Origin of the sequence: Flavobacterium sp. GP15 (assembly GCF_014281985.1) — a bacterium.
Taxonomy (GTDB): Bacteria; Bacteroidota; Bacteroidia; order Flavobacteriales; family Flavobacteriaceae; genus Flavobacterium; species Flavobacterium pygoscelis.
The window spans coordinates 43,022-56,168 of the sequence record NZ_JACFTC010000005.1 but is presented as its reverse complement, the minus strand read 5'-3'; the positions used below and the strand labels follow the sequence as shown (position 1 = coordinate 56,168).

Genomic DNA, 13,147 nt, shown 5'->3' with positions numbered 1-13,147 from the left:
AAATTTATGAAGTGATTAGTACATCAACATTACGACTATTCGTTTTTTCAGAAAGTACTATTCCGTCCTTCATCAATATTGTTTTTTGCGAAAAAGAAGCGTCATAATCAGAGTGTGTAACCATCAAAATGGTAGCGCCATTGGCATGTAAATCTGTCAATAATTCCATTACTTCATTTCCGTTTTTACTATCTAAATTTCCTGTAGGTTCATCGGCAAGAATAATTTTTGGATCATTAATTAATGCTCTTGCAACAGCAACGCGCTGCTGTTGTCCTCCAGAAAGTTGTTGCGGATAATGTTTCAGTCGGTGTGAAATATTCAGTTTTTCAGCAATTGCTTCTACTTTTTGTTTTCTTTCTGCTGCAGGAATTTTGTTGTAAATCAACGGTAATTCAATATTATCATACACCGATAATTCATCGATTAAATTGAAGTTTTGAAAAATAAATCCAATATTTTCTTTTCTAACCTTCGATTTTTGTTTTTCTTTTAAACCCACCATTTCCTGATCGAGTAATTGGTAACTTCCGCTAGAAGCGCTGTCTAATAATCCCACAATATTCAGTAAAGTCGACTTTCCGCTTCCTGATGCTCCCATTATCGAAATAAAATCACCTTGATTAATGGTTAATGATACGTCACTTAAAGCTTTGGTTTCAATTTCTTCGGTTCTAAATACTTTTGAAAGGTTTTTGATTTTGATCATACTATTCGTTTTTTGATTGATGTTATTTATTTATTAACTATTTACTAAGAACTAATTACTACGTGCTATTTAATTCAGCTCATTCTAAATTTAAAACTTCTACTTGCTTGTAATCATTGTAAGAGGAAGTAATGACTTTTTCTCCCGGTTTTAATCCTTCCAAAACTTCATAATACAACGGATTTTCTCTTCCTAATTTAATGGCCCTTCTTTCTGCTTGGTTTCCTTTGACTACAAAAATCCATTTTCCATTGGTTTCTTCGTTAAAACTTCCTTTAGAAACGACAATTGTTTTCGTCTTTTCAGATAAATTTAGTTTTACACCAAAACTCAATCCTTGCTTTAAATCCAATTTTTCTTTTGATATAAAATCCAGTTCGACTAAAAATCTTCCATTTTTAATTTCTGGAATTACTTTAGTTATTTGAACTTCTATGTTTTTATTGTCAAAAATAACCGTTCCTTTTTGCTGCTCAGAAATACGGTCCAGATAAAACTCATCCACATCAGCGACTAATTTATACCCTTTTCGATCATCTATAATTCCAATGGTAGAATTCTGAGGATAATTTTTTCCAAGAATAGGTTCAAATGAAGACAATCTTCCGGAAAGTGGCGCAGTAACCAGAAAGTTCTTTTTATTAGTTCTTAAAATTTCAAGACTTTTATTCATCACTCCAATCGATTGATTGAATTGTCCGATTTGTACTAAATTAGCTTGCTTTTCTTTAGTTACACTTTGTTTTATAATTCCCATTCGTTCTTGTTGAAAACGAAAATTTTCTTTGGTTTTGTTCCACTCGCTTTTAGCTAAAATTTCCTGTTCAAATAAATTTTTATTCAAATCATATAAATTTTTGGCATCTAAATAATCGTGTTCTATTGCAATCAAATCTTTACTGAGATTTAATTCTTGGTTTCTTAAATCGAGTTTCGCTTTATTCAGATTATTAATTTGCTCAATAATAGCGGTTTCTTGTTGCATATACGCCAATTCTGAATTAGGATTGTACAATTTTGCCAACGGTTGTCCTTTGCTTACTTCATCCCCATTTTCGACAAAAATTTCTTGAACAGATCCACCTTCAATGATATTAATCAACATCGAATTTAGCGGAACTGCCTTTGCTTGAAAAGACATAAAATCTTCAAAATAATTATCTTCGACTAATTTTATTGAAATTTCATTTCTTTTAATTGTAAGACTTCTCTTTTTTGTTGCCGATGTAAAAACAACATACCCCACAATCAAGATAATTGGTAATGCGATTAATACGTACTTTTTTTTGTTACTTTTACTTTTAATAATGGTATCCATTGTTGCTAATTTGATAAGTGTAAAGGGAATTTCATGCCACTGATTTATAAATCATAACAATTTAATTTTCAGTTATTTGCATTTAAAAAATTATTCTATATGTCCATTATTGAACACTATTTGTCCATAAACGAACACTATTATAATTGACTCTATTTTAATAGAAGTTTAAAAAATAAAATATACGCCATAAATGAAAAAAACAAATGCCTCCATTTTAATAATCGACGATCAAGAAGACATTCTTTTTGCTTCAAAAATGTTCTTGAAAAAACATTTTGAAACTATTTTCACCCTTAGCAATCCAAAAAATGTAGTCGATTTATTAGCTCAAAATGCGATTGACGTCGTTTTATTAGACATGAATTACCGCATCGGTTTTGAAGATGGCAAAGAAGGTTTGTATTTATTGAAAGAGATAAAAACACTTTCGCCACGAACAGTAGTCATTTTAATGACGGCTTTTGGTAAAGTAGAAACCGCTGTTGAAGGTTTAAAATCGGGTGCTTTTGATTATATTTTGAAACCTTGGGAAAATGAAAAGTTGCTCGAAGTAGTCAAACAAGCCGTACACAAATCCCGTAAAGACCAAAAGAAATGCGATTCTAATTACTCCGATATTGATTTTTTTACAGGAACTTCAGAAGTAATAAAAAAAGTTTATGCTGTGGCGGATAAAGTAGCAAAAACCGATGCAAACGTGCTGATTTTAGGTGAAAATGGAACCGGAAAATTTGTTTTATCACATTATATCTATAGACAATCCGAACGAAAGGAAAACCCATTTATTCATGTTGATTTAGGTTCTTTAAACACTAATATTTTTGAAAGTGAACTCTTTGGTTATGCCAAAGGTGCTTTTACGGATGCTAAAGTAGATACACCTGGACGTTTTGAAATGGCGCAAAATGGAACGATTTTTTTAGACGAAATAGGAAATGTGCCGCTTCATTTACAATCAAAACTACTGCAAGTTATTCAAACCAAAACAGTAACTAGATTAGGTGAATCTAAAGCTAGACCTTTGAACGTAAGGATTATTACTGCGACAAATTTGAATTTGAAAGAAGAAGTAGCCCACAAAAATTTCAGAGAAGATTTGTATTACCGCATTAATACGATGGAAATTATCTTACCACCTTTGCGAGAAAGAGACGCTGATAAAATACCGTTGGCAGACTATCTATTGCAAAAAATGAGTTCTAAATACCAGCGAGAAGCCATTATTTTTGACGAAAAAGTAATCGATGCAGTCGAAAAACACGCTTGGAATGGTAACATTCGGGAAATGGAAAACAGAATAGAACGCGCAGTAATTTTATGTGAGAACAATACAATTACTGTTTCTGACTTAGATTTAGACCAACTAACCGCGTACGATGAAAATACAACCGATCATCAACTTTGGTCAATTGAAAAAAATACCGTTGAAAAAGCGCTCCTAAAAAACAACAATAATATCAGTAAAACGGCAGAAGACTTAGGATTATCAAGAGGTGCCTTGTACCGCCGTTTAGAAAAACATAACATTAGCACTAATTAATATGTTTAAATCTTTTAAAATTTACAATCTGCTTTTTGCACGATTGATTCTGATTCTTTTAATGAGTGTAATGTCTATTTTTCTATTTGAAAAAGAACTTATTTTCACTTCTACTTTTGTAGTTTTCATCGTAGTATTGCTTGTTGTAGAACTTTATTTTCATGTTAAAAATGTATTTTCTATTTACGACAGAACCATTACTTCTATCTTAAAAAATGATTTTACTGCTGATTATTCAACTTATAGCGTCTATAAAAACTATGTAGAATTATTTCATTTATATGAAAGTTTAAAACACAAGCAAAAAGAAGAAACTTCGAAAGACATTGTGTATCGTTCCATTTTAAATAATATAGATAGCGGAATTATTATTCTGCAAAAAGAAGAAACCGATTGGAAAATATTTTTGATGAATGATTACTTTTCTAAACATTTTCAGGTTCCTAAGGTTTCCAAATGGAAATATCTTAAAAATCAATTGCCGTCTTTATGCCAAATCATTGAAGATCATCAATTTCAGGAACTTAAAACCTCATTAGAAATACGTGTCAATCAGCAAGACAATCAAACTTTTGCCTTACAAACCTCAAGAAGTGAAATTTACAATCAAGATTATTTTATTGTTTTATTAGATTCTATCCAAAATGTAATTGAGAAAAAAGAAAAAGAAGCGTGGATTAATTTGATGAAAGTCATTTCTCATGAACTTTTAAATTCGATCACTCCTATTCGATCGCTTTCGCAAAATTTACAAGATTTAGTACAACAAGAAACCATTTCTACAGAAGATTTAGACGACATGAAAAATAGTGTCGCGGCAATGCTTAGAAGAAGCGATCATTTGCAGCAGTTTGTAGAAAGTTACCGAAAATTAGCGATGTTGCCTTCTCCCAAAAAAGAAAAAATCAAGTTGCACGACCTCATTCACAATAGTCTACAATTGATGGCGCCACTTTTTAAACAAGAACAAATTGAAGTGATTAACACTATTGCTTTAAACCATAACTTAAATATTGATTTTCAACAAATAGAACAAGTTTTGATCAATCTGTTTACCAATTGCAAGTATGCTTTAAAAGAAGTGTCAAAAAAGCAAATCTATCTATCGGCTGAAGCTAAAGAAAACAGAGTTTTTATATACATTTCAGATAATGGAAATGGTGTTGAAAAAGAGATTGAAAATAAAATATTCTTGCCGTTTTTTACAACTCGTAAGGAAGGTGCCGGAATTGGCTTGACCTTGTCTAAAAACATAATCGAATCGCATGGTGGCTATTTGGCTTACCGAAAGGATAATAACAAAACTACTTTTGTTATTTGTTTGGTTGATTAACAGTTTATCAAATAATTATATAAAACCTCCAAAGAGCAACCTTTGGAGTTTTTTTTTGTAATAATCCATTTATAATTTATATGATATTATTCAAAATAAGATTTTAGTATTAGATTTTTTTTAAGTCATTTTTTATCATTTACACACCACAAATAATGAGTAATTGTCTCAAAGTGGGTAATTTTTACACAGTGATAAATAGTAATAGTATTTGCAAGTGTTTGATTTACAATTAGAAATCGATTAGGAACAAAAATTGCTAAATATTTAAAAAATAATTACACATCATTTTAGTCCTTTACCATGAGAACACAAACCATAACAACCGCTGACATTTTATTTGCTAATAAGGAAATAGCATCTACACCTAAAACTACCACTTCAAAAAGTGCTATTGCCAATCGAATTGTTTTATTAGCTACAATGCTATTATTGATTGGTGGTGCTGCATTAGTATATTTTTTGCAACCCCATTTTTATAATTTTAATCAAAGCAGAATCAACTCTCCTATCGGATTAACATTTCTTATCATAACAACGGGTTTACTTGTATTTAAGGTTTTATTTTTACTATATAATGCTTATTTGTACTTACAATATAAGCCTATTGCCTCTGTCAGTGACGAATTATTGCCTACTTGTACCGTAATTGTACCCGCTTATAACGAAGGAAATTTAGTTTTTCAAACTTTATTAAGTATTGCTAATAGTGATTTCCCAAAACATAAATTACAAATTCTAGCGATCGATGATGGTAGTAAAGACGATACTTGGTATTGGATGAATAAAGCTAAAGAACAATTAGGAGATCAAATAGTTGTTTTTCAGCAACCGGAAAACAAAGGAAAAAGACATGCACTTTACCGTGGATTTAATTTAGGAACTGGTGAAATATTTGTTACTATTGATAGTGATTCAATTATTAAAACGGATACTTTAAGAAACTTAGTTAGTCCATTTGTAAAAGATGCCAATTGTGGTGCTGTAGCTGGAAATGTTCGTGTACTAAACAATAAAACTGCTATTTTACCTAAAATGCTGAATGTGAGTTTTGTAATGAGTTTTGAATTTGTACGATCTGTTGAAAGTCAATTAGGAAGTGTACTTTGTACTCCTGGAGCCTTGGCTGCTTATAGAAGTTCTGCTGTTTTTGAATGCCTTCCAGAGTGGATTAATCAAACTTTTATGGGAAGCGCATCGGATATTGGTGAAGACAGAGCAATGACAAATATGATTTTAAAACAAGGGAAAAAAGTACTTTTTCAAAGAAATGCACTAGTTTTAACAGACGTTCCAGAAAAATACCAAGGATTGTATAAAATGTTCATTCGTTGGGGAAGAAGTAATGTTCGTGAAAACCTGGCCATGGCCAAATATGTATTTACCGACTTTAAAAAGGAATCTAAAGCGGGAACTAGATTGTTATTCATTAATCAGTTTTTAACATTAGTAATGACCTACCCTTTTTTAATTTTTATGTTGTTTTTTATAGTGGTTCATCCATTACTATTTATAAGTTCTACACTTTTAGGAATACTTATTGTGTCTAGTTTTCCTGTTCTTTTTTATGCTAAAAGATACAGCGCAGCAGAATCATTGTGGGCCTATGCTTATAGTGTTTTATATACTTTTGGTTTATTCTGGATTCCACCTTATGCCATTGCAACAGCAGGTCGCAGTGGTTGGTTAACTAGAGAGCTTTCTCAAAAATAAATTTTATGTTGTAATTAAAAAAGCCACTTTTGAAAGTGGCTTTTTTTTGATTTAAAACGAAATTTTACAATAATTCTATCTTTTATAAAACTCATAAAATAAAAAAACTCCTTAATTTCTTAAGGAGTTTCTTGGTGGGCGATGAGGGGTTCGAACCCCCGACCCCCTCGGTGTAAACGAGGTGCTCTGAACCAGCTGAGCTAATCGCCCTTTCGGGTTGCAATGTCTTTCGTTATTGCGAGTGCAAATATACAGCTCCATTTCGATTTCACAAGCATTATTTTAAAATAAATTGATATTTTTTTTCCGAAATTTGCTTTCACACTCTTTAACAGCATTTTAAATAAGAAATGAATCTGAATCATTTTTTTGTATTCACTTCTTATAGTCTTACATTTGCTTCACAAATAAAAAAAAATGGGAAGATTCAAAGAAAATGATTTACCAAAATCAAAAATTACAGCAAGTTCACTCAATAAAGCAAAAATAATTTTTAAATATGCAGGCAATAATAGCTGGAAATTCTATGTTGGTCTTGTTTTTTTATTACTAACCAGTGTAACGGCATTGGCTTTTCCTAAATTTATGGGAATGCTAGTGGATTGTGTCAATAAAAAAGACAGCCATTTAGCCAATCAAATTGCACTTGGCCTTGGATTGGTATTGATATTGCAATCTGTTTTCTCGTTTTTTAGATTGTCTTTGTTTGTCAATTTTACCGAAAATACTTTAGCAAATGTTCGGTTGGCTCTTTATACTAATTTAGTAAAATTACCAATGACGTTTTTCTCTCAAAAACGCGTTGGAGAATTAAATAGTAGAATAAGCAATGACATTACACAAATACAAGATACATTAACTACCACAATAGCCGAATTTCTGCGTCAATTTATATTGATCATTGGAAGTTTTATTATGTTAGCAAGCATCAATGTCAAATTAACTATTATGATGGTTTCTGTAGTGCCTTTAGTAGGTGTTGCAGCGGTATTTTTTGGTCGCTTTATTAGAAAATATTCTAAAAGAGTGCAAGATCAAGTTGCTGAAAGTCAGGTTGTGGTTGAGGAAACCATGCAAGGTATAAGTATTGTAAAAGCTTTCGCTAATGAATGGTATGAAATAGCACGTTATAAAGAGAGAATTAAGGAAGTTGTAAAAATTGCTATTCAAGGTGGTCAACTTAGAGGTTATTTTGCCTCTTTTATCATTATTTGTTTGTTCGGAACTATTGTAGCGGTAGTTTGGTACGGCGTTCAATTAAGTATTGCAGGAGAAATTACTGTTGGAGAATTATTCACCTTCATCTTGTATTCTAGTTATGTAGGCGCTTCCTCTGGTGGAATTGCAGAATTGTATGCTCAAATGCAAAAAGCCATTGGTGCGACGGAAAGAGTTTTTGAACTATTAGAGGAAACTCCTGAAAAAATAAATGCCGTTAAAAATACTACTTCTCTTGAAAAAATAAAAGGAAACGTAACGTTCAAAAACGTAGCGTTCAGTTATCCATCTAGAAAAGAAATCAAAGTTTTAAAAAATGTAAACTTTACCGCTAATTTTGGTCAAAAAATTGCAATAGTTGGACCTAGTGGTGTAGGAAAATCGACTATTGCCTCGTTATTATTACGTTTTTATGATATCGAAGGTGGAGAAATATTAATTGACGGAAAAAACATTTCTGATTTCGATTTAGAAAACTTACGTGGAAATATGAGTATTGTTCCTCAAGATGTAATCCTTTTTGGAGGAACCATAAAAGAAAATATCGCTTATGGAAAACCAGATGCTACAGATGAAGAAATTCTTTTGGCAGCAAAACAAGCGAATGCCTTTAACTTTATTGAAGGTTTTCCGGAGAAATTTGAAACGATTGTAGGTGAAAGAGGAATTAAATTATCAGGAGGACAAAGACAGCGTATTGCTATTGCTCGCGCTTTACTTAAAAATCCAAGTATTTTAATACTAGATGAAGCCACTTCCTCTTTAGATAGCGAAAGTGAAAAATTAGTTCAAGAAGCATTAGAAATTTTGATGGAAGGAAGAACAAGTATTATAATTGCTCACCGTCTTTCTACAATTCGCAGCGCTGATCAAATTTTAGTGTTGGATAATGGAGTGATTTCTGAACAAGGAACCCATCAAGAGTTAATTGGTTTAGAAAACGGGATTTATAAAAATTTAAGCAACTTACAGTTTAGTACAACTTAGAATCCTCTCCCCGTCCCTCTTCAAAGGAGAGGGTGCCTAGATAGAAATGCATTGGTTTCCAAAGTAAAAATTTACAATAATCGAAATATAAAATATTTTTTACTTTTCTTTACTATATCAATTAGAGTTAGAAATTAGAAATAACACTAAAGCAAAAAGCTCCAATTTTTCAATTGGAGCTTTTTTGTATATTTAAAATTCTGACACGTTAAAACTGAAAATTATTTCCCTTTTCTTCTATTTCTCTCTGATTTGATCATTGATAATTCACGACTCGTTTGTCCTGCTACTGAAGTATTTTCTTCAGCACGACGAATCAAGTACGGCATAACATCCTTTACAGGACCAAATGGAAGATATTTAGCCACATTATAGCCATTAGCAGCCAGATTGTAACTAATATTATCACTCATGCCATATAACTGTCCAAACCAGAATCTGTCATCATTGTTGTTTATTCCTTTTTCCTTCATAATATCCATGAGTTTATAAGTACTCAATTCGTTATGTGTTCCGGCAAAAATGGACATCATTCCCAAATGATCAGCCATATAACGCACCGTATCATCATAATTTTTATCAGTAGCCTCTTTAGTCTCGCAAATTGGAGACGGATATCCTTTTTCTATTGCTCGTGCAATTTCTTTTTCCATGTAGGCACCGCGAACTAATTTCATTCCAATAAAAAAACCTTCATTTTTAGCTTTTTCATGTAATTTTTTCAAATAATCCAAGCGATCCCAACGGTACAATTGTAAGGTATTAAAAACAATTGCTTTCTCTTTATTGTACTTGCGCATCATATCAGTTACTAAATCATCAGCTGCATCTTGCATCCAAGTCTCCTCGCCATCAATTAATAAGGCTACATTTTTTTTATGTGCTTCGCTACAAACTAAATCAAAACGAGCTACTACTCTATTCCATTCTGCTTGTTCATCTGCGTTTAAAGCTGTTTTTTCTCCAATTTTTTCATACAGTTCAAAACGTCCAAAACCGGTTGGTTTAAAAACAGCAAATGGGATCGCTTTACGTTCTTTGGCAAATTCAATAGTTTTTAGCGTCATCTCTAATGCAGCATCAAACTGATTTTCCTCTTCTTTTCCTTCAACAGAATAATCCAAAACAGACGAAACTCCTTTAGTATACATTTTATCAACTACAGATAAACAGTCATCTTCATTTACACCACCACAAAAATGGTCAAAAACAGTAGCACGAATCAATCCTTCGACAGGAAGATTTGCTTTTAAGGCAAAATTAGTAACTGCAGTTCCTATCCTAACTAAAGGTTGATTGTCAATCATTTTAAAAAGAAAATAAGCTCTATCTAGTTCCGTATCGCTTTTTAATGAAAATGCAACTTGTGTATTATCGAATATTTTTTCCATTTTTTTGTGAAATTTTTGTACAAATATAAAGAGAGTTTTAAATATTATTCAGCAAAAATTACCTTATTTTGCCATTACTATAAATTATTTAAGATGCAATCAATTCAAGCCAACGGATATCCAATTCATTTCAACGAAAAAGCATACGAAGCTTTAAACCTTCATTTAAAAGAAAACAAATATTCTAATCTTTTTATTTTAGTGGATAGCAATACAAATGAGTCTTGCTTACCAAATTTATTACCTCTTTTAGAAACGGATTTAAACATTGAAATAATTGAATTTGAAGCAGGAGAATCGAATAAAAACATCGAAACTTGCGTTCAAATCTGGAACGTACTAACGGAACTTGGAGCTGATAGAAAAACTCTTATAATTAATTTAGGTGGTGGAGTTGTTACGGATTTAGGTGGCTTTATAGCATCTACCTTCAAAAGAGGAATAGATTTTATCAACATTCCCACTACTTTGTTAGCGATGGTAGACGCATCAGTTGGAGGAAAAAACGGAGTTGATTTAGGCAATTTAAAAAACCAAATTGGAGTTATAAACGTTCCAAGTTTGGTTCTAATAGATACTCAATATCTTGAAACACTGTCTCAGAACGAAATGCGATCCGGTTTAGCCGAAATGCTAAAACACGGTTTAATTTATGATAAAAAATATTGGGAGCAATTTTTGGATTTGAAAGCCATTGATTTTGCTGATTTTGATCAACTAATATACCGTTCGGTTGAAATTAAAAATGAAATTGTAACTCAAGATCCTACAGAAAAAAACATTCGAAAATCTTTGAATTTTGGACATACTTTAGGGCATGCAATAGAAAGTTACTTTTTAGAAAATGAAAATAAAACTACTTTATTGCATGGAGAAGCGATTGCCGTAGGAATGATTTTAGAAAGTTATATTGCTTTGCACAAAAACTTGATTAGTAAAGCAGAGTATCATCAAATAAAAGCAAGCCTAAAATCAATATATGAAACTATTATTTTTGAAGATAATGACATCGAACCTATCCTTGATTTACTTATTCATGACAAAAAAAATGAATATGGTACGATACAGTTTGCTTTGATAGAAGGTATCGGAAAAATAAAGATCAATCAATCCGTTGAAAATGAATTAATTCTTAATGCCTTTGAGGATTATAAATCTTAATTTTATTTTTATAAAAAGGAAGCATACTGTTTATAATATTTTTTTACATTTGCATCAATGAAAAAGTGTCAAAATAAACCCAATTATAGTTCTAATAAAGCGCGAAACAATATGTCTTTTCTAAGGATATTGAAACGCTTTTATTCTATTAAAGGAAACTTCAGTTTTGATATTTTTCAGTACTTGAAATCTGATCATGAGAAATTACAGATTATTTATGCTAATATTCGGGTTTGAATTATAGATTTATTTGTTTTAAAATATTCTAATCTCTAAAATTCAAAAAATCTAATGAATACAAAATATTCTGATTTAATCAATCAAACTTACTATTTTCCTCAAGAGGAATTCAAACTTAATAAAGACAATCTTCAGTTTCACAATATCGATTTGATGAGCTTGGTTGAAAAATATGGTACGCCATTAAAATTCACCTATTTACCTCAAATATCAAACAATATCAATAAAGCCAAAGGCTGGTTTAGAAAGTCGATGGAAAAAAACAAGTACGAAGCTAAATACTTTTACTGCTATTGTACAAAAAGTTCTCATTTTGAATATATCATGAATGAGGCTTTCAAAAACAATATTCACATTGAAACCTCTTCTGCTTTTGATATTAATATTGTTGAGAATTTACTTGAAAATGGTAAAATCAATAAAAGCACTTATGTAATATGTAATGGTTTCAAAAGAGATCAATACGTAGAAAATATTGCTCGATTGATCAACAACGGTCATAAGAATACCATTCCTATCATTGATAATTACGAAGAATTAGATTTACTGCAAGCAGAGATCAAAGGAAAATTTAAAATTGGTATTCGTATTGCTGCCGAGGAAGAACCTAAATTTGAGTTTTATACTTCAAGACTTGGAATTGGATACAAAAACATTGTTAGTTTTTATAAAAAACAAATTCAAGAAAATAAAAATTTGGAACTGAAAATGTTGCACTTTTTTATCAATACAGGAATAAATGATAATGCGTATTACTGGAATGAATTAGTAAAATGTATTAAAGTATATGTTGCCTTAAAAAAAGAATGTCCATCGTTAGACGGATTGAACATTGGTGGTGGTTTCCCTATAAAAAATTCACTTGCATTTGATTTTGATTATCAATACATGATTGACGAAATCATTAATCAAATTAAAATTGCTTGTGACGAAGCTGAAGTTGATGTTCCGAATATTTTTACCGAATTTGGATCTTTCACAGTTGGAGAAAGCGGCGGTGCTATTTATCAGATTTTGTATCAAAAACAGCAAAATGATAGAGAAAAATGGAACATGATTGACTCTTCTTTCATTACTACTCTTCCTGATACTTGGGCAATCAACAAACGTTTTATCATGCTAGCTGTAAATCGTTGGAATGATACTTACGAAAGAGTGTTATTAGGAGGAATGACTTGTGATAGCGACGATTATTACAACTCTGAGCAGAATATGAATGCCATTTACTTACCTAAATACAATAAGGAAAAACCTTTGTATATTGGATTTTTCAATACGGGAGCGTATCAAGAAACAATTGGTGGTTACGGAGGATTACATCACTGTTTGATTCCACAACCTAAACATATTTTAATAGATAGAGATGAAAATGGTATATTAGCTACCGAAGTATTCTCAGAACAGCAAACTGCTGAAGATGTTTTAAAAATATTAGGTTACGATAAAAAATAAAAACAAACCTTTTTTAATTACGCCACTATTCAAATTTATTTTATTAGATTTGGATAACTACTTTACAACTAAATAATTACAA

At 31.2% G+C, this 13,147-nt stretch carries 9 protein-coding genes and 1 tRNA gene; 6 read left to right on the top strand and 4 right to left on the bottom strand.

Annotated features, from left to right (window positions below):
* Window positions 1–4: 4 nt before the first annotated feature.
* Together H2650_RS11335 and H2650_RS11330 are read right to left on the bottom strand one after the other, a co-directional pair.
* Window positions 5–709: an ABC transporter ATP-binding protein gene (locus H2650_RS11335; protein ID WP_188050928.1), complete on the bottom strand. Its 705-nt coding sequence runs from the start codon at window positions 707–709 to the stop codon at window positions 5–7.
* Between the two features lie 79 nt (window positions 710–788).
* Window positions 789–2,027: an efflux RND transporter periplasmic adaptor subunit gene (locus H2650_RS11330; RefSeq protein ID WP_188050927.1), complete on the bottom strand. Its 1,239-nt coding sequence runs from the start codon at window positions 2,025–2,027 to the stop codon at window positions 789–791.
* A gap of 193 nt (window positions 2,028–2,220) precedes the next feature.
* Here H2650_RS11330 and H2650_RS11325 point away from each other — a divergent pair, with 193 nt between their 5' ends.
* From H2650_RS11325 to H2650_RS11315, 3 genes are all read left to right on the top strand, one after another.
* Window positions 2,221–3,570 (top strand): sigma-54 dependent transcriptional regulator, encoded by a 1,350-nt coding sequence (locus H2650_RS11325; protein ID WP_188050926.1) that lies wholly within the window; start codon window positions 2,221–2,223, stop codon window positions 3,568–3,570.
* Window positions 3,571–3,640: 70 nt separating this feature from the next.
* Window positions 3,641–4,903, top strand: a complete 1,263-nt coding sequence (locus H2650_RS11320; protein ID WP_370566863.1) for a PAS domain-containing sensor histidine kinase — start codon at window positions 3,641–3,643, stop codon at window positions 4,901–4,903.
* A 303-nt stretch (window positions 4,904–5,206) separates the two neighbouring features.
* The gene (locus H2650_RS11315; protein ID WP_188050924.1) at window positions 5,207–6,616 is read left to right on the top strand and encodes a glycosyltransferase family 2 protein; all 1,410 of its coding nucleotides are present in this window, start codon (window positions 5,207–5,209) and stop codon (window positions 6,614–6,616) included.
* Window positions 6,617–6,748: 132 nt separating this feature from the next.
* On the opposite strand, the gene H2650_RS11310 is transcribed toward H2650_RS11315, so the two are convergent.
* Window positions 6,749–6,826 (bottom strand) — tRNA-Val (locus H2650_RS11310).
* A gap of 207 nt (window positions 6,827–7,033) precedes the next feature.
* On the opposite strand from H2650_RS11310, the gene H2650_RS11305 reads away from it, so the two are divergent.
* On the top strand, window positions 7,034–8,821 hold the full coding sequence (locus H2650_RS11305; protein ID WP_188050923.1) for an ABC transporter ATP-binding protein: 1,788 nt from the start codon (window positions 7,034–7,036) through the stop codon (window positions 8,819–8,821).
* Window positions 8,822–9,042: 221 nt separating this feature from the next.
* Here H2650_RS11305 and H2650_RS11300 read toward each other — a convergent pair whose 3' ends face one another.
* Window positions 9,043–10,212, bottom strand: a complete 1,170-nt coding sequence (locus tag H2650_RS11300) for a proline dehydrogenase family protein (RefSeq protein ID WP_188050922.1) — start codon at window positions 10,210–10,212, stop codon at window positions 9,043–9,045.
* 93 nt (window positions 10,213–10,305) lie between these two features.
* On the opposite strand from H2650_RS11300, the gene aroB reads away from it, so the two are divergent.
* The gene (gene aroB, locus H2650_RS11295; protein ID WP_188050921.1) at window positions 10,306–11,373 is read left to right on the top strand and encodes a 3-dehydroquinate synthase; all 1,068 of its coding nucleotides are present in this window, start codon (window positions 10,306–10,308) and stop codon (window positions 11,371–11,373) included.
* A 291-nt stretch (window positions 11,374–11,664) separates the two neighbouring features.
* Window positions 11,665–13,065, top strand: a complete 1,401-nt coding sequence (locus H2650_RS11290) for an arginine decarboxylase (RefSeq protein WP_188050920.1) — start codon at window positions 11,665–11,667, stop codon at window positions 13,063–13,065.
* The last annotated feature ends 82 nt before the right edge of the window (window positions 13,066–13,147 follow it).

What these genes read in the sequence shown, in the direction of transcription:
- H2650_RS11335 (WP_188050928.1), bottom strand. Translation starts at nt 709, where the DNA reads ATGATCAAAATCAAAAACCTTTCAAAAGTATTTAGAACCGAAGAAATT.
- H2650_RS11330 (WP_188050927.1), bottom strand. Translation starts at nt 2,027, where the DNA reads ATGGATACCATTATTAAAAGTAAAAGTAACAAAAAAAAGTACGTATTA.
- H2650_RS11325 (WP_188050926.1), top strand. Translation starts at nt 2,221, where the DNA reads ATGAAAAAAACAAATGCCTCCATTTTAATAATCGACGATCAAGAAGAC.
- H2650_RS11320 (WP_370566863.1), top strand. Translation starts at nt 3,641, where the DNA reads ATGTCTATTTTTCTATTTGAAAAAGAACTTATTTTCACTTCTACTTTT.
- H2650_RS11315 (WP_188050924.1), top strand. Translation starts at nt 5,207, where the DNA reads ATGAGAACACAAACCATAACAACCGCTGACATTTTATTTGCTAATAAG.
- H2650_RS11305 (WP_188050923.1), top strand. Translation starts at nt 7,034, where the DNA reads ATGGGAAGATTCAAAGAAAATGATTTACCAAAATCAAAAATTACAGCA.
- H2650_RS11300 (WP_188050922.1), bottom strand. Translation starts at nt 10,212, where the DNA reads ATGGAAAAAATATTCGATAATACACAAGTTGCATTTTCATTAAAAAGC.
- aroB (WP_188050921.1), top strand. Translation starts at nt 10,306, where the DNA reads ATGCAATCAATTCAAGCCAACGGATATCCAATTCATTTCAACGAAAAA.
- H2650_RS11290 (WP_188050920.1), top strand. Translation starts at nt 11,665, where the DNA reads ATGAATACAAAATATTCTGATTTAATCAATCAAACTTACTATTTTCCT.